At 65.5% G+C, this 21,412-nt stretch carries 16 protein-coding genes; 6 read left to right on the forward strand and 10 right to left on the reverse strand.

Features of this window, described 5'->3' with window-relative positions:
* Positions 1 to 179: 179 nt before the first annotated feature.
* From metG to gloA2, 5 genes are all read right to left on the reverse strand, one after another.
* Positions 180 to 2,267, reverse strand: coding sequence for a methionine--tRNA ligase (gene metG / locus AC1PLS_RS06990; protein WP_184379937.1), 2,088 nt, complete (start codon positions 2,265 to 2,267; stop codon positions 180 to 182).
* A 233-nt stretch (positions 2,268 to 2,500) separates the two neighbouring features.
* The gene (locus tag AC1PLS_RS06995) at positions 2,501 to 2,950 is read right to left on the reverse strand and encodes a DUF2147 domain-containing protein (protein WP_016904108.1); all 450 of its coding nucleotides are present in this window, start codon (positions 2,948 to 2,950) and stop codon (positions 2,501 to 2,503) included.
* 105 nt (positions 2,951 to 3,055) lie between these two features.
* Positions 3,056 to 6,646 (reverse strand): ABC transporter permease/M1 family aminopeptidase, encoded by a 3,591-nt coding sequence (locus AC1PLS_RS07000; protein ID WP_481104299.1) that lies wholly within the window; start codon positions 6,644 to 6,646, stop codon positions 3,056 to 3,058.
* A gap of 12 nt (positions 6,647 to 6,658) precedes the next feature.
* On the reverse strand, positions 6,659 to 7,552 hold the full coding sequence (locus AC1PLS_RS07005) for an ABC transporter ATP-binding protein (protein ID WP_184434000.1): 894 nt from the start codon (positions 7,550 to 7,552) through the stop codon (positions 6,659 to 6,661).
* A 143-nt stretch (positions 7,553 to 7,695) separates the two neighbouring features.
* Positions 7,696 to 8,085: an SMU1112c/YaeR family gloxylase I-like metalloprotein gene (gene gloA2, locus AC1PLS_RS07010; protein ID WP_024940636.1), complete on the reverse strand. Its 390-nt coding sequence runs from the start codon at positions 8,083 to 8,085 to the stop codon at positions 7,696 to 7,698.
* Between the two features lie 305 nt (positions 8,086 to 8,390).
* On the opposite strand from gloA2, the gene mmuP reads away from it, so the two are divergent.
* Both mmuP and mmuM read left to right on the forward strand, forming a co-directional pair.
* Positions 8,391 to 9,788, forward strand: a complete 1,398-nt coding sequence (gene mmuP / locus AC1PLS_RS07015; RefSeq protein WP_481104300.1) for an S-methylmethionine permease — start codon at positions 8,391 to 8,393, stop codon at positions 9,786 to 9,788.
* Complete coding sequence (gene mmuM / locus AC1PLS_RS07020; RefSeq protein WP_481104301.1) at positions 9,785 to 10,747, forward strand: homocysteine S-methyltransferase; 963 nt, start codon at positions 9,785 to 9,787, stop codon at positions 10,745 to 10,747. Before mmuP ends, mmuM begins: the two co-directional genes overlap by 4 nt.
* 6 nt (positions 10,748 to 10,753) lie before the next feature.
* Here mmuM and AC1PLS_RS07025 read toward each other — a convergent pair whose 3' ends face one another.
* Positions 10,754 to 12,694, reverse strand: a complete 1,941-nt coding sequence (locus AC1PLS_RS07025) for a DUF885 domain-containing protein (protein WP_481104302.1) — start codon at positions 12,692 to 12,694, stop codon at positions 10,754 to 10,756.
* A gap of 226 nt (positions 12,695 to 12,920) precedes the next feature.
* On the opposite strand from AC1PLS_RS07025, the gene AC1PLS_RS07030 reads away from it, so the two are divergent.
* Positions 12,921 to 13,718, forward strand: a complete 798-nt coding sequence (locus AC1PLS_RS07030) for an AraC family transcriptional regulator (RefSeq protein WP_172454423.1) — start codon at positions 12,921 to 12,923, stop codon at positions 13,716 to 13,718.
* Here the strand turns inward: AC1PLS_RS07030 and AC1PLS_RS07035 are convergent.
* From AC1PLS_RS07035 to AC1PLS_RS07045, 3 genes are all read right to left on the reverse strand, one after another.
* A complete protein-coding gene (locus tag AC1PLS_RS07035) occupies positions 13,682 to 14,284 on the reverse strand; it encodes a LysE family translocator (RefSeq protein WP_481104303.1) in 603 nt (200 codons plus the stop codon). The two genes, AC1PLS_RS07030 and AC1PLS_RS07035, sit on opposite strands and share 37 nt — an antisense overlap.
* 220 nt (positions 14,285 to 14,504) lie before the next feature.
* Positions 14,505 to 15,281 (reverse strand): queuosine precursor transporter, encoded by a 777-nt coding sequence (locus tag AC1PLS_RS07040; RefSeq protein ID WP_024940642.1) that lies wholly within the window; start codon positions 15,279 to 15,281, stop codon positions 14,505 to 14,507.
* 4 nt (positions 15,282 to 15,285) lie between these two features.
* Positions 15,286 to 15,960, reverse strand: a complete 675-nt coding sequence (locus AC1PLS_RS07045; protein ID WP_024940643.1) for a DUF502 domain-containing protein — start codon at positions 15,958 to 15,960, stop codon at positions 15,286 to 15,288.
* Between the two features lie 154 nt (positions 15,961 to 16,114).
* On the opposite strand from AC1PLS_RS07045, the gene AC1PLS_RS07050 reads away from it, so the two are divergent.
* Positions 16,115 to 17,473, forward strand: a complete 1,359-nt coding sequence (locus AC1PLS_RS07050; protein ID WP_434982509.1) for a hypothetical protein — start codon at positions 16,115 to 16,117, stop codon at positions 17,471 to 17,473.
* Between the two features lie 128 nt (positions 17,474 to 17,601).
* Here AC1PLS_RS07050 and AC1PLS_RS07055 read toward each other — a convergent pair whose 3' ends face one another.
* The gene (locus AC1PLS_RS07055; RefSeq protein WP_180968785.1) at positions 17,602 to 19,161 is read right to left on the reverse strand and encodes an alginate export family protein; all 1,560 of its coding nucleotides are present in this window, start codon (positions 19,159 to 19,161) and stop codon (positions 17,602 to 17,604) included.
* A gap of 385 nt (positions 19,162 to 19,546) precedes the next feature.
* Between AC1PLS_RS07055 and AC1PLS_RS07060 the strand changes: the two genes are divergently transcribed.
* Positions 19,547 to 19,909 carry a PadR family transcriptional regulator gene (locus AC1PLS_RS07060; RefSeq protein WP_016904272.1) on the forward strand — a complete coding sequence of 121 codons (363 nt, stop codon included), beginning with the start codon at positions 19,547 to 19,549 and terminating at the stop codon, positions 19,907 to 19,909.
* On the forward strand, positions 19,906 to 20,817 hold the full coding sequence (locus AC1PLS_RS07065) for a sensor domain-containing protein (RefSeq protein ID WP_440584358.1): 912 nt from the start codon (positions 19,906 to 19,908) through the stop codon (positions 20,815 to 20,817). The genes AC1PLS_RS07060 and AC1PLS_RS07065 overlap by 4 nt, the downstream gene beginning before the upstream one ends.
* Positions 20,818 to 21,412 lie beyond the last annotated feature (595 nt).

Consider the following 21,412-nt stretch of genomic DNA (forward strand, 5'->3'; position numbering starts at 1 on the left):
GTTGGGAGTGGGGATTGGTTGGAGGCGTAGTGTCTGTTCCTTCTCCCCTCGGGAGAAGGTGCCCCGCAGGGGCGGATGAGGGGTCGGGCCAGGCACGCGTGTCAGGTCTTCCTCAACAATCAGCTGTAGCTTCTACGATTCCCAATTCCCAATTCCCGATTCCCGCCCCCAATCCCGCCTCACCGCACCGGCATCCCCGGCTGCGCACCACCATCGGCGTCCAGCAGTGCCAGCGCGCCGCCGTCGAAGCCGGCCGACAGGATCATGCCTTCGCTGATGCCGAAGCGCATCTTGCGCGGGGCCAGGTTGGCGATGAACACCACGCTGCGGCCGACCAGCGCTTCCGGTTCGCCATAGCTGGCGCGGATGCCCGAGAAGATCTGGCGCTTGCCCAGTTCGCCGGCATCCAGTTCGAAGCGCAGCAGCTTGTCTGAGCCTTCCACGAATTCGCACACCAGCACCTTGCCGATGCGCAGGTCGAGCTTGGCGAAATCGTCGATGCCGATGAGGCTGGGAGTGGCGGTCGGGGATTGGGGATTGGCAACGGCCGCCGGCGTCGTCTCGGCCTTGGACGGGGCGGGCTTGGCGGTAGTGACAGCGGGTGCCGCAGGTGCGGCCATGGTGTCTTTTGAAGCGTCGGTCATGGCGTCGATCAGTTTGGGGTCGATACGGGTGAACAGGGCGGTGTAGGGCTGGATCACGTGGGCGGTCAGCGGGCGGGCGACGTCTTCCCAGCTGGTCATCGGTGCCGACAGGAAGGCTTCGGCCTCGGCACAGGTGCGCGGCAGGATCGGCTTGAGCGCGGCCACCAGGATCCGGAACAGGTTCAGGCCCTGCGTGCATACCGATTGCAGTTGCGCATCGGCGCCGTCCTGCTTGGCGATCACCCACGGCTTGGTGTCGTCGATGTACTTGTTGGCCTCGTCGGCCAGCGCCATGGTCTGGCGGATCGCGCTGGCCGCATCGTTGCGCTCGTAGGCCTCGCGGATCGGCGCCAGCGCGGCGACGAAGCGGTCGTATTGCGCCGGGTCGGGCAGGGCGTCGGCCAGCTTGCCGTCGAAGCGCTTGCCGATGAAGCCGGCGCAGCGGCTGGCCAGGTTGACGAACTTGCCGACCAAATCCGCATTCACCCGCGCGATGAAATCGCCCAGGTTGAGGTCCAGGTCGTCCACGCCGCCGGAAGACTTGGCCGCGAAGTAGTAGCGCAGCGCCTCCGGTTCCAGGCCCACGTCCAGGAAGGTCCGCGCCATCACGAAGGTGCCGCGCGACTTGGACATCTTGGCGCCGTCCACGGTGAGATAGCCGTTGACGTGCAGCCGGGTCGGTGCGCGATGGCCGGTGCCGTGCAGCACCGCCGGCCAGAACAGGCCGTGGAAATTGACGATGTCCTTGCCGATGAAGTGATGCAGCTCGGTCTGCGTGCCGGCCACCAGATGCGCATCGAAGTCTTCGCCCATCTGCGCGCACAGCGTCTTGAAGCTGCACAGGTAGCCGATCGGCGCGTCCAGCCACACGTAGAAATACTTGCCCGGCTGGCCGGGAATCTGGAAGCCGAAATACGGCGCATCGCGCGAGATGTCCCAGGCGCGCAGGCCGCCTTCGGTGTCCAGCCATTCCTTGAGCTTGGCCTTGACCCCGGGCAGCGCCACATCGCCGGCCAGCCACTCGCGCAAAAATCCGTCGAAATGGCCCACTTCGAAGAAGAAATGCTCCGAGTCGCGCAGTTCGGGCGTGGCGCCGGAGATCACCGATTTGGGCTCCTTCAGCTCGGTCGGCGCGTAGGTGGCGCCGCAGACCTCGCAGTTGTCGCCGTACTGGTCGGCGCTGCCGCAGTTGGGGCAGATGCCCTTGATGTAGCGATCCGGCAGGAACATGCCCTTGGCCGGGTCGTAGAACTGCGCCACCGAGCGACGGCTGATGTGGCCGGCGGCCTCCAGCTTTGTGTAGAACGCCTCGGTGAGCGCGCGATTGACCGGCGAATTGGTCGAATCGTAATGATCGAAGGTCACCCCGAATGCGGCGAAATCGCGCTCATGGCTGGCCTGAATGTTGGCGATGAAGGCTTCCGGGGTGACCCCGGCCTTCTCGGCGGCGAGCATGATCGGCGTGCCGTGGGTGTCGTCGGCGCAGACGAACCAGGTCTTGTCGCCGCGCAGCCGGCGCGCGCGCACCCAGATGTCGGCCTGGATATAGCCGACCAGATGGCCAAGATGCAGCGGCCCGTTGGCGTAGGGCAGGGCGGTGGTGACGAGTGCGGTGCGGGTCATGGCAGGCGTAATGCGGGGGACAACCGATTATCGCATTAGTCGAGAGCAGGGATTGGGGCTGGGAATCGGGAATCGGGATTGGGGAATCGGTCAAAGCAGGGTCATGCAGCCGTGTTGTCGAGGCGCGCCGGTGTTTGGCCGCGCATGTAGCGTCAGGATGGAAGCGCACAAAAAAGGCGCCCTCACGGGCGCCTGCTCTTACCGATTCCCCAATCCCGATTCCCGATTCCCGGCTATTCGCGAATCCAGGTCTGGGTCCGGCCCAACGCCTCGATGCCCACATAGCCGCGCATCTGCAGCTTCTTGCCGCCATCGGTCAGGGTGACCTTGGCCTTGTAGGTCTTGCCCTTGGCCGGGTCGAGCACCGAGCCGCCGCTCCACACCGCGGTGCCGTCCGGCTTGAGGCCCCACAGGATGGTCATGCCCTTGATCGGCTTGCCCTTGAGCGCGCCATCGCACTTGTCGCAGGTCGGGTTGGGCCCGTGGTTGGACTGCAGGATGTCGACCACCTTGCCGCTCAGCGTGCCGTTGCCGAGCTGTTCGATCTGCACCACCGACTTGGGCTTGCCGGTCTCGTCGTCGATGGTCTTCCAGCGGCCCACCGGCGAATCGGCGGCCTGGGCCAGCAGCGAGGCAGCGGCCAGCGGCAGGGCCAGCATCAGGGTCTTGAAGGTCTTGCGCATGTGTCCCCTCCCAGGGATTGCTATGGCCGCCGTCGACGGCCTGACCGGAATGTATACCGTGGAGTATGGTGGCGGAAAGACGCGCTGCGGAATGCGTTCATTCGGCTACTGCAGTGTGACCTGCTTGCGGTTGTCCGCCGGCACGCGGTCGATCAGCTTGTTGTCCGGATCGAAGCCGGCTTCGACCGGCAGGCGGTCCACGGTCATGCTGAAACTGGGCGCGGCGCTGGTGACGTGTTGCCGTTGCAAGGCCAGCACCGGCGCTTGCGCGTCCTTGCCGGCCGGAGCGCCGTAGATCGCCACTTCGATCCAGTCGTCCAGCGGCACTGCATGCTCCTTGCCCTTGCCATCGGCCTGCAGCTTGGCCGCCTGCGCTTGCACGGTCACCTCGAAGCGGCCATCGGGGCGTTTGCGTGCCTGCGCGCTGACCACGCGGTTGTCGTAGAAGGTGATCTTCTCGAACAGGTCGGTGATCAGCCCTTGCTGGTCCGGGCGTGCCTCGGCCCGAATGGCCTGCAGCAACTCGGCCGAGGTGGTGTAAGGCGGTTGTTGAAACGCCTTGGCCGCCAGAAAGCGCTGCAATGCGCGATTGAGCGCCTGCTCACCGATGTCCTCGCGTAGCCGATAGAACGCCAGCGACCCCTTGCGGTAGTGGATGTATTGCTGATCCTCCACCCGATACAGCGGCAACTCCTCGATGGTTTCGCCACCACGGCCTTCCAGGTAGCGATCCAGCTCGTAGCGGAGGAAACGGCGCATATGCGCGCGTCCGTACTCGCGCTCCATCACCATCAACGCCGAATACTGCGCCAGCGATTCGGACAGCAGGGTGGCGCCCTGCACGTTCGCACCGATCACCTGGTGCGCCCACCACTGGTGCGCCACTTCGTGCGCGGTGACATAGAACACGTAGTCGATGTCGTCCTTGTCGCGCAGGTCGGCGATGAAGCCGATCGACTCGGAGTAGGGAATGGTATTGGCGAACGACTGCGCAAACCGCGCGTAGCCGGGGAACTCGATGATGCGCACCTGATGATGCTGATACGGGCTGAAGTTGGCTTCGTAATAGGCCAGCGATTTCTGCACGCCCTCGATCATGCGCTGCACGTTGTACGGATGCTTGGGGTCGTAATAGATCTCGATCGGGATGTTCTTGTAACGCGCCTTGCGAACTTCCCAGCGTGCCGACAGGTAGGCGTAGAAATTGAGCATGGGGCGATCCATCACGTAGCGGAAGCAGCGCCTGCCATTGCGTTGGAATTCCTGTTGCAGATAGCCCGGCGCCAGCCCGATCTGGTCCGGCGCAGTGCAGACGGTGCTGGCAAAAGCGAGCCAGTCGGCATCGTTGCTGACGTAGGTGTTGGCGCGCGCGGCCTGGTCTTCGAGCTTGGGCATGCGGGTGGGTTCGCCCAGGCCGCGCTTGCGGCGCTCGTTGCGGTCGCTGATCTCGGCCTGCGTGTTGTAGCCGAACCAGGGCAGCCGGGTGGTGTTGAAGAAGCTGCCGTTGGCGACCAGTTCGGTTTGCGCCTGCTCGGCGGTGAGGCCATGCGGATGCTGGTCCACGCGGAAGCGGAACACGCGCTCCTGCCCGGGTTGCAGTGGTGTCTGCAGGCGATAGATGCGATAGCCGGCCGGGATATCGTGCGTGGTCAGCGTCTGCCCGCCCAGATCCACCTTGACCAGGCTGCGGTCGCCAGTGCGGTCCTGCATGCCGATGTGCACTTCGCTGATCGGTGTGGGGTGGGTGTTGCGCACCGTCCAGGTGGCATCGACCACGACCGACTGGGTTTCCGGATGCAGGTCGACGTGGTTGTCGACGGCGACGATGCGCGGCTGCGGCAGATCCTTGTACCTGCGGTAATCGCGCTCGTAGCGTGCCTGCAGGTCCAGCTGTTGTTCCGGCGACAGGAAGCTGTTGTAGACGTTGGTGTTCCAGTACAGCCAGCCGCCGATCGCCGCGAAGCCGAGCAGGGTGATCGCCAGGGCCGCACCGGTCGGGCTGCGCAGGCGCCGTAACGCCAGCCGCACGCGCTGGCGCAGGTCATGGCCCACGCCGCGCGGCCAGAATGCCGAGGACAGCAGGAGCAGCGCCAGCAGGAACACGCCCCAGTAGCCCTGGAACCACAACTGGCCGGGCAGGAAGTGCCCGTAGCCGTTCATGTCCGAATACGGCGCGTTGGGCCAACCGCCGAAGGTGTAGAGGTTCTGGGTGTAGTCGAGCATCGACAGCACCGATTGCCCGATCAACACCAGCATCAGCAGCGCATAGCCGACGAACTTGTTGTTGCTCAGCACCTGCAGCGCCAGCGCCATGCCGCCCATCAGCACGTACAGCACCGAGCCCAGCGCCAGCGTCTTGAGATACAGCAGCGGCTCGATGCTGGTATAGCCACGGCCCAGCTGCAGCGCGATCGAGGTCAACGCACCGGCGGCCTGGAAGCTGGCGATCACCGCCAGCAAGGCGACGAACTTGCCGAGCAGCGGCACCCAATCGGGGACCGGCATCGCGTCGGTGATGCCGTCGATGCGGTTGCTGCGCTCCTTCCACACCAGTTCGCCGGCATAGAACAGCACCACGATGATCAGCAGAAAGCTGTAGCTGTTCTGCAGCGCCTCCAGCATCAACGAGGTCACCGGCAGCACGGCAGTGCCGTAATAGCGCGCTTTGAACAGCGCGGTCGGAATGAAGTTGGCCAGGCCCAGCATCAGCAGCACCACGAACGGCGCGCTGCGCAGCACGCCCAGCGTGTCGAAGCGGATCTGGCGCAGCAGTTGCCGCCATGCAGTGGCCGCGCCGAAGCGCGGGGTGACCGTCAGGCGTGTCGTGCTGACGCGCGCGCTGGCGGGAGGTGCATCAGCGGGCGTAACCGACGCCACACCACGGCGCCGCCGCGTCCCGCTGCGCTCGGTACGGAACAGCGCGAAGGTGGCGGCAAACAACACACCGCTCATGCCCAGCCACACCGCGCGATTGGCGAGCAGGTAGCCGGTCAGCGGCGGTAGCTGGTGGTTGCGCTGTTCCACCGACCAGTAGCGCAGCGTCTGCGATAGCGCGCGAATGCCGAGCGGGTCGGCCAGCGTGGCAATCCACACATTGTCCAGGTCGGCCATCAGCGCACGGCTCACGCCGTACAGCACGAAGAACACGATCACGCCGATGTAGACCCACAGGATGCTGCGCGTGGTCACTGCCAGCACCGACAGCAGCGCGGTGGTGAACAGCAGGTTGGGCAGCACCAGCACCAGCAGCGACCACAGATAGGGCAGCACCGCGACCGGCCCGAGCCGCGCCTGATCGATCCACGGCATGAACTGCGCGGCGAACATGCCCAGCGCGATCACCACATACATCAGCATGCCGGCGATCAGTGCAGCACCGATGCGGCCGAGCAGGTAGTCGCGCCGCCGTATCGGTGTGGAAAACACCAGCTCGGCAGTGCCCAGGTCAAAGTCGCGCAGCAGGGCATTGCTGACGAACAGGGTGATCACCAGCAGGCCAAGCAGGCTGAAAAGCCCCAGCAGCGTGGCGATCACCGTAGGCGCATTGCGCAGCACGTTGCCGATGCCGCCGCCGATCTGCACCGCATCGCTGGACAGCGCGGCAAACGCCAGCAACGCGTACAGCGCGGCCAGCAGCCACAGCAAGGGCGAGCGCAGTTGTTCGCGCAGCTCGAAGCGCAGGAACGCCATGATCATCGCCGCGCTCCGTCAGGCGGCCAGCGCTTGCTTGCGCAGGCGCTGGAAATAGACATCCTCAAGATCGGGAGCGACCTGTTCGAACCCCGGCTCCGGGCAGTCGGCACTGAACACGTGGATCACCGGGTGGCCGGCAATCAGGCGCGTGGACAGCACGGTGAAGCGCGCCTGGTAATCGGGCAATGCCTGCTTGCTGACCTGTTTGCGCCAGACCTGCTGATGCAGCATGTCGATCGCATCGGCGGGCCGCCCACTCAGCAGCACCTGGCCCTTGTTCATGATGGCCATCGTCGGGCACAGGTCGGTGACGTCTTCGACGATATGGGTGGACAGGATCACCACCACGTTTTCGCCGATTTCGGCCAGCAGATTGAGAAAACGATTGCGCTCCTCCGGATCCAGCCCGGCGGTGGGCTCGTCGACGATGACCAGTTGCGGATTGCCCAGCAGCGCCTGCGCAATGCCGAAGCGTTGCCGCATGCCGCCGGAATAGGTGCCGAGCTTGCGCTTGCGCGCGTCCCACAGGTTGACCTGCTGCAATAGTCGCTCGACCACCTCCTTGCGTTGGCCGCGATCGGTGAGCCCCTTGAGCACGGCGAAGTGATCGAGCATGTCCAGCGCGCTCACCTTCGGGTACACGCCGAAATCCTGCGGCAGATAGCCCAGCCGGCGTCGCAATGCGTCCTTGTCGGCGAGTACGTCGATGCTGCTGCCATCGGCGTCGGTCAGGCTGACGCTACCCGAGTCGGGTTCCTGCAGCGTGGCCAGCGTGCGCATCAGCGACGACTTGCCGGCGCCGTTTGGCCCCAGCAAGCCGAACATGCCGCGCGGGATGTCGAGCGTGATGCCTTGCAGCGCATGCACGCCGTTGGCGTAGGTCTTGGACAGCGCACGGATCTGCAGCATGGACGGTTCCTGTGTCCTGGGTGGCCTGATCTTCACGGCGTGACCGCAGTGCCGCATGCGCCGAAAGTCACTGAGACGATCGACTACGCCTGCTCGACATGACCGTGCGGCGGATGTGACCGAACCCGCAGGGGATGCTGCGCTCAACCCACTTCGTACAGCTCCAGTGGCAGGTCATCCGGGTCGGCGAAGAAGGTGAAGCGGCGGCCGGTGTACTCGTCGATGCGGATGTCTTCGGTGACCACGCCATGCGCAGTGAGATGCGCCACGGCCGCGTCCAGATCCTCGACGCGGAAGGCAAGATGGCGCAGGCCGCGTGCTTCCGGGCGGCTGGGGCGCAGCGGTGCGGCGGGAAACGAGAACAGCTCGATCTGGCCGCCATCGGGCAGTGCCAGGTCCAGCTTCCAGGAATCGCGCGCCTGCCGGTAATGCTCATCGAGCACGCGCAGGCCCAGGATGTCGCAGTAGAACCGTTTGGACACCGCGTAGTCGCCGGCGATGATCGCCACATGGTGGATGCCGGCAAGCTTCATGCGGCACCTCGCAAGCGCTGCGCGATCGGCTGCGACGCGCCCAGACTGTCGGCGAGCGCTGGTGCGTTGCGCGCAGCGGCGGTGTCACGTGGTGCGCGTGCGGGCACCGCCGCGCTGGTCGAGCGAGACGTCTTCGCATGCATGGGTGGTTGCAGGGCGTGCGGCATGGCGACCTTCCAGGTGAACAGTACGCAAGCATACCCGCGGGCCGTTGCACGCTGGTGCACCGTCACAGCTTGCCATCGCATGGCTGTGCTCGCCTGGCCGCGCATGGCAGGATGCGTTGCCACCGATCAGACACGCCGATGCCCGAGCCGCCGTCCACCGCCGCACCGCAATTCCAGCGCAGCATGCAGGTGCGCCACCTGGTGATGTTGTCGCTGGGTGGGGTCATCGGCACCGGCCTGTTCTTCAATACCGGCTACATCATCGCCAGCACCGGCGCGCTTGGCACGGTGATCGCCTATCTGATCGGCGCGCTGGTGGTGTATCTGGTGATGCAGTGCCTGGGCGAGCTGGCGGTGGCGATGCCGCAGACCGGCGCCTTTCATGTGTATGCCGCGCGTTATCTCGGCCCGGCCACCGGGTACGTGGTGGCGTGGTTGTACTGGCTCACCTGGACGGTGGCGCTGGGCTCGAGCCTGACTGCGGCGGCGTTCTGCATGCAGTACTGGTTCCCGCACACATCGGCATGGCCGTGGTGCCTGCTGTTCTGCGCGCTGATCTTCGGCCTGAACACGGTGTCGGCGCGCTGGTTTGCCGAAGGCGAATTCTGGTTCTCGCTGATCAAGGTGATCACGATCGTGCTGTTCATCGTGCTTGGCGGCGCGGCGGTGATCGGCGTGCTGCCGTTGGCCGATGGGTCGCCAGCACCCGGATTGCGCCACCTGCGCGCCGACGGCTGGTTTGCGCAAGGCACGCTGCCGATCCTGATGACGATGGTGGCAGTGAACTTCGCCTTTTCCGGCACCGAGTTGATCGGCGTGGCCGCTGGCGAAACCGCGCAGCCGGCGCGTGCGATTCCGCTGGCAATCCGTACCACGCTGGTGCGGCTGGTGGTGTTGTTCGTCGGCACCGTGCTGGTGCTGGCCGCGTTGCTGCCGGCCGAGCAGGCGGCCGTGGACACCAGCCCGTTCGTGCGCGCGTTCGAGTTGCTGGGCATCCCGTATGCGGCCGATGTCTTGAATGCGGTGATCCTGACGGCGATCCTGTCGGCGGCCGATTCCGGTCTGTATGCGGCCGCGCGCATGCTGTGGTCGCTGGCCAACGAGGGCACGCTGCCGGCGCGGCTCGCAGGCCTGACCCGGCGCGGCATCCCGTTGCCGGCCTTGATACTGAGCATGCTGGGCGGCCTGTTGGCGCTGCTCACCGGCGTCTATGCGGCCGACACCGTGTTCGTGGCGATTTCGGCGGTGTCCGGCTTTGCGGTGGTGGTGGTGTGGCTGAGCATCTGCGCCTCGCACTACCGTTTCCGTCGCCAGTTGCTGCGCGATGGCATCACGCCGAAGAGCCTGGCCTATCGCGCACCGTGGTATCCGTGGACGCCGCTGCTGGGCTTTGCACTCTGTCTGCTGGCCTGCATCGGCCTGGCATTCGATCCGCAGCAGCGCTTTGCGCTGTGGTGCGGCATCCCGTTTGTAGCGCTGTGCTATGGCGCCTATGCACTCACCCAATGGCTTGCGAGCAGGAGGCAACCCGCATGACGATTCTTCCGCGCCAGCCGCGTGCCGGTGCGCCTTTCAGCCAGGCGCTGCAGCATGACGGCTATGTGCTGCTGGATGGCGCGCTCGCCACCGAACTGGAGCAGCGCGGTTGCGATCTCAACGATGCGCTGTGGTCGGCGCGCGTGCTGATGGAGCAGCCGGAGCTGATCTATCAGGTGCATCGCGACTATTTCGCTGCCGGCGCGCAGTGCGCCATCACCGCGAGCTACCAGGCCACGCCGCTGGGCTTTGCCGCGCGCGGGCTGGACCTGGCGCAATCGCAGGCGCTGATCGCACGCAGCGTGGCCCTGGCCGCACAGGCGCGTGTCGATCATCTGCAGGCGCAACCACATGACGCGCCGTTATGGGTGGCCGGGTCGGTCGGGCCGTATGGCGCCTACCTGGCCGATGGCTCGGAGTACCGCGGCGACTACGCCCTGCCGCTGGCGCAACTGATGGACTTCCATCGCCCGCGCATCGCCGCGTTGGCCGAGGCGGGGGTGGATGTGCTGGCCTGCGAGACGCTGCCGTCGGCCAACGAGATCGTCGCGCTGTGCCTGCTGCTGGAGGAGTTCCCGCAGCTGCATGCGTGGTTCTCGTTCACCTTGCGCGATGCGGCACATTTGAGCGATGGCACCGCGCTGGCGCAGGTCGTACCCGCGCTGGATGCCTGCGCGCAGGTGATCGCGGTGGGCATCAACTGCATTGCGCTGGAGCAGGTCACCGCCGCGTTGCAGACATTGTCCGCACTGACGACGCTGCCGCTGGTGGTGTACCCCAATTCCGGCGAGCACTACGATGCCGGCGCAAAACAGTGGCACGCCGGCAGCACGACCGCCTGCACCCTGGCCGACCAGCATGCGCAGTGGCTGGCGGCCGGTGCGCGGCTGATCGGCGGTTGCTGCCGCACCACACCACGCGACATCGCCGCGCTGGCGCGTGCGCGGGTGGCGGGCTGAGCTGCCTCAGCCCTTCTGCGTGGCGATCCAGCGCTGGATCTTGTCCTGCAGGATATCCAGCGGCACCGAGCCGTCCTTGAGCACTTCGGTGTGGAAGGCGCGCACATCGAAGCGCGGGCCCAGTTCGCGTTGCGCCTGCTCACGCAACTGCGCGATCTTCATCTCGCCGACCTTGTAGGCCAACGCCTGGCCGGGGATGGCCATGTAGCGGTCCACCTCGGCCTCGGCATCGGTCCGGGTCATGGCCGAGTTGTTGAGCATGTAGTCGATCGCCTGGGTGCGGGTCCAGCCCTTGCTGTGCAGGCCGGTGTCGGTGACCAGGCGAATTGCGCGCCACAACGCATTCTGAAGATAGCCGTAGTAGTTGTACGGGTCCTGATACAGGCCCAGTTCGCGGCCCAGCGATTCGGCATACAGCCCCCAGCCCTCGATATAGGCGGTCTCGCCGCCCAGGCGGCGGAACTTGGGCAGGTCGGTCAGCTGCTGCTGCAGCCCGAGCTGGAAATGGTGGCCGGGGATGGCCTCGTGCAGATACAGGCTCTCGGTCTCCCAGGTCCGGCGTGTGTCCAGATCGGAGGTGTTGACGTAGAACACGCCCGGTGTGCTGCCGTCGCCGCTGGGACGCATGTACGAGCCGCTGGCAGCCGACTGCGCACGCTGCGGTTCCACCACGCGCACTTCCAGCGCCGGCATGCCCTGCACATTGAACAGGCGCGGCACCGCAGCCTGTACGCGTCCCTGCAGGCCGCGGTAGTAGCCCAGCAGTTCGGTTTCGCTGCGGAACGCAAAGCGCCTGTCGGTCTGCATGAACTTGTAGAACTTGGGCAGGTTGCCGCGGAACCTGACCTGCTTGGCCAGCGTGGCGATCTCTGCCTGCAGGCGCGCGACCTCGTCCAGCCCGATCTGATGGATCTGCTCCGGGGTCAGCTCGGAGGTGGTGCTCTGGCGCACATCGTAGGCGTACCAGGCCGCGCCATTGGGCAGCGCGGTCAGGCCGTCGGTGTCGCGGCAGGCTGGCAGGTACTCGGTGGCGATGAAGCCGCGCAGTGCCCGGTACGCCGGCATGATCCGCACTTCGATCAGCCGCTTGTACTCGGCGGTGATGCGCTGCTTGTCGGCCTCGGGCATGTCTGCCGGCAGGTTGCGCACCGGACCCCAGAACAGGCTGTCTTCGGCATTGCGCGCGATGATCGCGTCCAGCTGCGGCAGCACCTTCTGCATCAATACCTTCGGCTGCACCACGCCGGCCTGCATGCCCGCCCGCATGTTGGTGATGGCCTGGTCGAACAGCTCCGGGATGCCCACCGCGCGCCGCGACCAGTTGTCATAGTCCTTGACCGTCTTGAACGGCTGCGCGCCGGTGCCCGAGCCCAGCACCACCGCGATGCTGGCGATGTTGTAGAACTGGTTGATCGGCAGCATCCAGCTGGGGAACTGCTCGGCCGCCAGTGCGCTGCGCGCATCGCGCACGAAGATCTGGTAGCTCAGCAGGTCCTGCCCGCTCAGCCCGTCCGGCCCCAGCGCCTCGGCCTTGCCCAGCCACAGCACGGTGAAGTCGTGCGACTGCTGCCGGAACGCCGGCGACAGGAAGTTGGGCAACTGGTCGTTGTAGCGGGTCTCGCCCTGGAAGGTGGCCTGCAGCGGGTTGAGCTTGAGCGAGGCATCCCAGTACTGGTCGTAGAGCAAATTGAGCTGCTGCGCCTTGGTCAGCACCACCGGTGCGGCCACGGCACGCGGCCTGGGCTTGGCGGCTTTGCCACCCCTGGCGGCCCTGGTGGTCTTGGCCGCCGGCTTGACGGTCTTCTTGCCCTTGCTCGCCTTGGCGCGGGTTTGCGTGGTCTGTGCCTTGCCGGTTTTCTTCTTGGCCGCGTCGGCGGGCGCTGCCACTGACAGGCTCAGCACGGCGGCCAGGGCCAGGGACAGCAGGCGGGAAAAGCTGAGGGGCATTACCGGCTCCGGGAACAAGCGAGCGGGGAGCTTGCCCGATCCGCACCGTTCCGGCCACCCATCCGGCACACGGGGGGCGCCTGGAATTCATGAAGCCCGCTGCGCGCGCCTGCAGCACGCAGGCATGTTGCAGTGCGATAGGCTTGCGCACATGCCAAGGGATGAATCGACATGCGGGACGCAGCTGCCCGTGCAGGGTGGGCAGGGCTTCTGGCGCGATCCGGCGTTGCCCTTCGTCGAACTGCGCCAGGTGATCAACAGCCGCAGCCTGTGTTATGCCGCGCATACGCATGAGCAATGGTCGGTGGGCGCGATCGATCGCGGGCTGGCGCGCTATCGCAATGGACGCATGCAAGCGCAGGTGGGGGCGCGGTCGCTGACCCTGATCAACCCTGGCGATGTGCATGCCTGCAATCCGGATCAGCAGCAGGACTGGTCGTTCCGCATGCTGTATCTGGACGTGGCGTGGCTGCGCGAACAACAACGCGCACTCGGCCTGGCCGCCAATGCGGATGTGCACATGCTGGCAGCGCCGCTGTGCCAGACCCCGGCTGCCTATGCCGCGTTCGAGCGCATGCATGCCGTGTTGACCGATGGCAACGCCGATGCGCTGGCACGCGAGAGTGCGTTGATCGCGTTCGTGGCGCGGCTGCATCTGCATGTGGAGCCGATCAGTCGTGCGCTTGCGGTCGATACCGGGCCGATGCAGCGGGTGGCCGAGTATCTGCAGACCCATCATGCACGTGCGGTCTCGCTACGCGAGCTGTGCACGCTGGCCGGGATGCCAGCGCCGCGCTTGATTCGCGGCTTCCGTCAGGCGCACGGGCTGACCCCGCATGCGTATCTGCTGGATTGCCGTTTCCAGCGTGCGCGCGAGGCCTTGCGGCGCGGCGGTGACATTGCCGAGGTCGCCTACGCGCATGGCTACGCCGACCAGGCGCATCTGCAGCGCAGCTTCAAACGTGCCTGGGCGGTGACGCCAGGGCGTTACCGCAATGCCGTGCCCCATTCGGTCAGCAGATAGACCGCGCTCAGCACCAGCAGCGCCGCCAACACCCGGTTCAACCGCCGCAGCTGCCTTGGCACCTGCACATGCCGCCGCAGCACGGCGCCGGCCAGCAACCAGCACCCCAGCGAGGGATAGCAGATCAGCGCATACAACGCCGCAAAACCCGCCAGCTGCGTGGTGCCTGCGGTCGCATACAGGGCAACGCCGGAGGTCGCCGCCAACCAGGCCTTGGGGTTGAGCCACTGCATCGCCGCACCGGTCCAGAACGAGGCCGCCGGGCGCGTCCCGGTGGTCTGGATGACGCCATCGTCGCGCAGCAGGCGCCAGGCCATATAGAGCAGAAACGCCACCCCGGCCAGATGCAATGCACGGCCGAGCAGCGGCCAGCGCAGCAGCACCTGCTGCAGTCCCGTGCCCACCAGCAACAGCAGCGCGACGAAGCCGACGGTGGCGCCGATCACATGGCCGTGCCCGGCACGCGCGCCGGCGCTGGCGCCGGTGCTCAGCGCGACCAGGTTGACCGGCCCGGGCGAAATCGAGCACACCAGCGCGAAGCTGGCCATTGCGACAAGATGGTCCATGGCACGGAATCCATAGCGGGGCGCAACAGCATGGCCAGCGAGCGCGGCGACGGATTGAACAAAATTTCGATGGGCGGTCGCTGCGGGCGTTGCATGATCGGTAAACGCAGCCAGCGGTCGTCAAGCAGGCGACATGCAGGACCGATGAGGCCGAGTGCGAGCCAACGCCACGGGTGCGGGTCCTCGCCTGGCAGTGCTGCGGTCGGCAGGTCTTGCGTTGTCAGCCGGCGGCGGCTTCTTCGCGCAGTTGCTCGGCGCGCTCGGCGCCCAGGTATGCGCCGATGGCGCGGCGCGCCAGATACAGCAGCGGGATCAGTGCGATCGCAAAGCCCATCTTGTAGACGTAGTTGAGCGTGCTCACAGCCAGGAACTGGTCGGTGGACCAATGCTGCGGGCCGAGCACGAAGGCGATGTAGATCACCACGAAGCTGTCCACCAACTGCGACACCGCCGTGGAGCCGGTGGCGCGCAGCCACACGTGCTTTTCGCCGGTGGCGCGGCGGATGCGATGGAACACCGACACATCGATCAACTGGCCGAACAGGAAGGCCACCAGCGAGCCGCCGATCGTCCACAGCCCCTGGCCGAACACCGCTGCAAAGGCGGCCTGGTAGTCGGGCACGCCCTGGCTCTGCGCCGCCGTGACCCACCAAGCCGCCGGCGCCAGTGCGATGGCGGCGAACGCGAACACGAAGCCGTAGCCGATCAGCGCCACCGCCACCCACGAGATGAAACGCACCCCGCGGCTGCCGAAGAACTCGTTGATGGTGTCGGTCATGATGAACACCACCGGCCACAGCAAGGTGCCGGCGGTGAAGCTGAGCGAGCCGGTCTGGCCGAACAGGTTCCAGTTCAGCGGCGCGATGCCGAGGGTGTCTTCCAGCGCGAAGATCTTGACCCCGATGAACTCGGCCAATGCCGCGTTGACGCAGAAGAACGCGGCCAGCGCAATGAACAGGCGAACCGCACGATCGTCGAGGGTGCGCACCTGTGTCATGGCGTTAGCGATCCGCGGTACGGGTAAAGGGAACCGATTCGGGCGCCACTGCGCCGCCGGAGATGATGAAGCTCATCGCCTGGTCCACGCTCCAGTCGGTCGGCGTGAGCAGCTCCACCGGCACGATCTCCAGATAGCCGGAGGTCGGGTTGGGTGTGGTCGGCACGTACACCGCTGCCAGCTCGCGGCCGGTGCCCTGTTCCTTGATCACCCGCGTGACCAGACCGACCGACTTCATGTCCCGGTGCGGGAAGTCGATCAGCACCACGCGCTGGGTGCTGCCGGGCTGGGTCTGCAGGATGTCGAGCAATTTGCGCGCGCTGTCGTACACCACGCTCGCCAGCGGGATGCGCCGCATGATCGCCTCGAACCAGCGCAGCAGACGCTGGCCGATCACCCGCCGGCTCAGGATGCCGACAAACAGGATCGCGCCCACGGTGGCGATCAGCGCGATGGTGTTCTGCACCCACAGTGCCTTGATCCAGCCCAGATAGTCGGGGAACGAGGCAGCGATGCGTTCGGACAACGGCACCACCCATGGGCTGCTGATGCCCGACAACAGCGAGAACACGAACTTCACCACCACCCAGGTCAACCAGACCGGCAGCAGGGTGAGCAAACCGGTCAGAAAGACGCGTTGCAGGGAAGGGCGGGTGGGCGGAGTGGGGGATTCGGACATACGCGCATTGTAGGCATTCGGCCGCGTCCGGTGCAGGCGCGCGGTGCGCCTTGTTCGCCGGGGAGACGGCAAGTGCGCATCGGCGTATGCCACTCGCGGCTCTGTCCGGGCCGCTCTAAGATGACACAGCTCATCCACGGACGGTTGCCCCCGCATGCTCGCGAAATTCCTCAAGTCGGCCCTGCTGGGGCTATGCATCCTGATCGCCCTGCTGGTGGCCCTGTACGCGATCTCCGCGCGCTGGCCGATTCCTGGCGCGCAGCGCCAGGCGTTGGCGCAGATCGATCAACCACCAGCCGCACCGCCGGCAGGCTCGAATCTATTTGCTGCACTCTGGTTGCTGCCGTATGCCGTGCCGGCTACCGAACAGGACGTCGTGATGGCACGCGATCTGCAAAGGTTTGCGAACGCCAGGACTGCGACCGGTTTTGTCAGCGACGCAGCGCGCTATCCGCGCACGCCGCCGTGGCCAGCCGCCGCACCGCCCAAGTGCAACTGGTCCACTCCAGACTGCCTGGACAAGGTGCGCGCTCAGCCCCAGGCCTATGCCGATGCGCTGATGTCACAGGCACCGCTGTTGCAGCGCGCCGCCACGCTGTCATCGCGTGACTATTACCGCAATCTGTTTCCGACCCGTGCCGACACACCGCTGCCGGAGTTGCAGGGGTTGAGTGTGCCGATGACCCAGCACGCGCTGGACTTCGTCCAGGGCCGCCAGCAGGCTGCGTTGTCTGGTGTGTGTGCGGACGCACAGGTGGCGCGCGTGCTGTTGCGCGGTCAGGACACACTGATCGCGACGATGATCGGGGCAGCCATGTTGCGCGGTAACGCCGAGCTGTTCACCGGCATGCTGAGCGAACTGCCGTCCACCCAGCCATTACCTGCGCATTGCCAAGCGGCATTTGCGCCGTTGACGATGGATGAGACCAGCCTGTGTGGGGGGCTACGCGGCGAAGCACGCTTGGTCAGCGCCAATTACCGCGCGGTCGTCGAAGCCGGCGGCGAGCAGCGGCGCTGGTACGACAGGTTGGTGCCGCCGCTGCTGGACGTTGAACGAACCCGTGCACTGACCGCGCCGTATTACACCTGGGCCTGCCACACCGACGTGCTTACGCAGCTGGAGCAGGACCGCAAGGTGGCGACCAGCGCCATACCTGCCGCGCCAACAGTGACCTTCGCCTGTATCGCTAACGCAATCGGCTGCCTATTCGCCGACGTGGAGCATATGGATAGCGCGCAGTATCAATGGCAGTTGCAGGATCTGGCCGCGACAACGCGGCTGACCTCGGCAGTGCTGTGGCTACGTGCGCATCCTGCCGAGCAACAGACGCTGGCGCAGCGCCTGGATCAACTGCCCGCCACGCTGATCCGACCAGGGCGCGACATCACCGCTGTAAAAGATGGAAAGACGCTAGAACTGCCGCGTTACGCGCGCAGCGATCACGCCAACCTGCAGATGCCATTGGCGGCAAGCAAGGTGGCACAGGCAGCAGCGATGCAGGGCAAGCCGTGACACTTGCGGCTGCAGAAGGCGACACCAGGGCAGGCAAGCACGCGTCGCTGATTGCATAACGGGCAACGCCACCCAGGAACGGATCCCGGGTGGCGTTGTCAGGCACTACATCAGCGTGATGCCCCTACTTAGAACCGGAAGTTCAACCAGCCCATCACGAAGGTCGAATCGCCGTAACCGGCCTTTTCGAGCGCGGGCCCGGCCATCAGGTGTTCGGCGCGGAAGGTCACCGACCAGTTCGGGTCGATGTTCCAGGTGGCGTTGATGCGCGGCATGGTGCCGATGCGGCGCTCGCCGGTGCTCTGCGTGCGGGCGTAGGCGCGTGCCTGGTTGTTGTAGATCGCATCGCTGGTGGTCTGCCGCCACAGGGTTTCCCATTCCAGGTTCACGGTGATCTTGGAAGTGGGCGAGAAGGTGAACGTGGGCGCGGCGGTGACCAGGTTGACCGGGCCGAAGAACGTGGCCCAGCTGAAGTAGATCGTATTGCCGTACAGGAAGTTGTTGTTGCGCAGCGTACCGGTGCCGGAGGTGCCACCGCCGCCGGAAGCGATTTCGCTATGGAAGCCCAGCCGCGGTTTCCAGCCCGATTCGCTCAGCGTCCAGGCATTGGAGGTGCTGGCCATGTAGGCACGCAGATCGCGCCCGCCGTAGCTGCCGCGCTGCACGGTCACGAACGAGTCGGTGCGCAGCTTGCCCACATTGCCCCACAGGCGCAGGCCGTAATAGTTGCGGTTTTCTTCGGCGGTCTGCCGGCCCCAGACCTGATTGTCGTTGCGGAACTGATAGAAGAACGGCTCCAGGTACATCGGCTTGGCGGTCGGCATGCGATAGCCGCCGACCACGCCGCGGAAATGCCGCGAGCGGTCGATGCGATCGTCGCCCAGGCCTTCGGTGCCATCGAGGTTGAAGTTGAAATCGAACAGGTCCACACGGGTCTTTTCGCCGATCGCCCAGGCGCGCACACCGTTGAAGGTCACGAAGATATCGGTGTTGTCGCGCAATGCCATCAGCGTGGTGGGGCCATCGACAAACACCTGACGACCGACTCGCAGGCCGAGGTCGGCATCTTTGACGCGTCCTTTCACATCGAAGAACACCTGCTGCAGGATCGCGTTGTTTTCCTGCGTGCCGGTCTTGGTACCTTCGTTGCGTCCATCCAGGCTGCCGTGCGCCAGTTCCGTATACAGACGGAAATGCTCGCCGACATGGAAGTCGGCGCCGAAGAACGCGCGCAACAGATACTGCTGCTGCGAGTGGCTGCCGGGAATCAAACCGGGATTGGTGATGGTGTTGCTGCGCACGCGCAATTCATTGCTGAGCGAGACATATACATCGCCCGATTCATTGAACGGGATGTACTTGAGCGGATCGAACGGACTCTTGCGCTTGGACGGATCCTTCAGATACGACCAGTCTTCGGCCCAACGCACCTGCCACATGTTGCCGCCCTGCTTGGCGCCCCAACCCTGCGCTTCCAGGGGATAACCCTTCGCGGCAGCGGGCGCTGCCGGAGCGGCGGGCGCAGCCTTTGCAGGCTCCGGCTGGGTCTGCTCGGCGTTGACCGGCGCGGTCTGCGCCTGCGCAAACCCCAGTCCCGGCAGTGACAACCCGATCGCCAAGCACAGGCGCCGGGTGGCACCAAAGGAAGTTTCAGCCATGGCCGGCTGTGCCAAGCGTGCTAGTCGCATCGTGTCGCCCTATCGAAAAAAGTGAGTCGTCTGAGCGAGTGGTATCGGCTCAGTGGGCACTGACTGTAGTGGAGCGCTGCCGCAAAGGGAGTAACCCAATGGTTCTAAGCACATGAGCGGGGATTGGGGAGTCGTGATTGGGGATTTGCAAAAGCAGGCGTGCAAGTGATGCGTCAGTTCTTCTTCAGTCCGCTTGAGTCAACGCAAGGAAATTCTCGGCCGGAATGCTCGGCGAATCCCCAATCCCCAATCCCCAATCCCCAATCCCCAATCCCCAATCCCCAATCCCCAATCCCCAATCCCCAATCCCCGCCTCATGACTACCGGCACATCCACTATACCCAACTTCGCAATAGCATTGCCTTCGACCTAGCGGAGATGGCCGATGAGCGAACCCGATGCCTACCTGCGGAAATTTCAGAAAGAGCTGAGTGCCGGCACGGTGTCGCTGGCCTTGCTGGCGGTGCTGGCGCAGGCCGAGGAGCCGCTGTACGGCTATCTGATCGCCAAGCGCATGGAGCGGCTGGACGGCGTGCTGAGCGGCAAGCAGAGCGCGTTGTATCCGGTGCTGCGCAATCTGGAGGGGGCAGGGTTACTGCAAAGCCATGTCGAGCCGTCGGCGTCCGGCCCACCGCGGCGCTATTACCGCATCACCCAAACCGGGCGTGATTGCCTGCGCGACTGGACCGCCGCCTGGCGCGCCACCCGCGATTCCGTTGACTCAGTGCTGGAGGGGACCCACTCATGACGACCGTTGCGCAGGCACGCCCGTTGCCGACCACCATTCCCGATTACCTGGCGCAATTGCGCCAGGCCCTGGCCGGCGCGGACCCGGCGATGATCCAGGACGCGCTCTACGACGCCGAAGAGTACTTACGCGCCGAACTGGCCGAGCAGGCCGGCAAGAGCGAAGCGGAGGTGATCGCCGGCGTGGCAGGCAGCTATGGTGCACCGGATGAAGTGGCCGAGATCTATCGCGAAACCGAAGTGACAGTGACACGTGCACTGCGCCCGCCGCTGCCGCGCAGACGCAGCACATGGTTCGGCAGGTTCTTCGGCGTGGCTGCCGATCCACGCAGCTACGGCGCGCTGTTCTACATGTTGTTGTCGTTGGTCACCGGCGTGTTCTATTTCACCTGGGTGATTACCGGTGCGAGTCTGTCGGCCGGCTTGATGATCCTGATCATTGGCGTGCCGTTGCTGGTGCTGTTCTTCGGATCGGTGCGGGTGCTGTCGCTGGTGGAAGGCCGCGTGGTGGAGACGCTGCTGGGCGTGCGCATGCCGCGTCGTCCCGCCCATCCGGGGGCGCAAGGCGGCTGGCTGCAACGCATCGGCGCGATGTTCACCGATGCGCGGACCTGGAGCACGATGCTGTACTTCCTGCTGATGCTGCCGCTGGGCATCGTCTACTTCAGCGTGTTCACCACCTTGTTGTCGTTGGCGCTGGGCCTGGCCGCTTCACCGCTGGTGCTGCTGTTCGACAACACGGCGGTGCTGACCTGGGATGGCGTGGATGTCACCAGCGCTTGGCTGACGCTGCCGTTGTTCGTCGTGGGCGTGCTGCTGCTGTTCGTCACGCTGCACCTGGCACGCGCCTTCGGCAAGCTGCACGGCATGTTCGCCAAGCACCTGCTGGTCAAGAACGGTGAAGGCTGAGTGCACCGTGTGATTGCCGGTTGCCGGTTGCCGGTTGTGCGGCACGCGGCACGCGGCTGCGATCGCTGCAGTGTCACGTGGTCTGTAGTGAAAGGTCTGAAAGACGCAACGACTTGAAGTCCCGTAGTCGTGTAGGTGGTTGGACAGTGCGGATGGAGCGGTTGCAGGGCGGCTGCTCTGTGGCTTGGCTGCAGGGCCCTTGCCCACCCACCCTCGCAGGACACGCCGCAAGTACGTCCTTGTAGGCTCTTACGCGGCATCCATGCCGCGTAAGGTCCCGCGACGGTGAGCGGGCAAGGACCAGTGGAGATGGTCGGTGTGCATGGTTTTAAACAAAGCAACCGACCAGCTCTCTGGTGCGGTGTGCTCGCCGGTTGCGGGACCCTCAGCGGCATGGATGCCGCTGAGGAGCCTCCAGGGACGGATTCACGGCGTGTCCCGCGAGCGGCGAGGGCACCGCGCGCTCGACGAACCGAGCGTTTGACTGCACTCGACCGACGTTGCTGCGCGAAGGCCTGGTGTTAGCCGCGTAGCGTTTGATCTGCAGCTTGGCTGCAGGCCCTTGCCCGCCCACCATCGCAGGACACGCCGCAAG

Source organism: Xanthomonas sp. NCPPB 3218 (genome assembly GCF_056725185.1).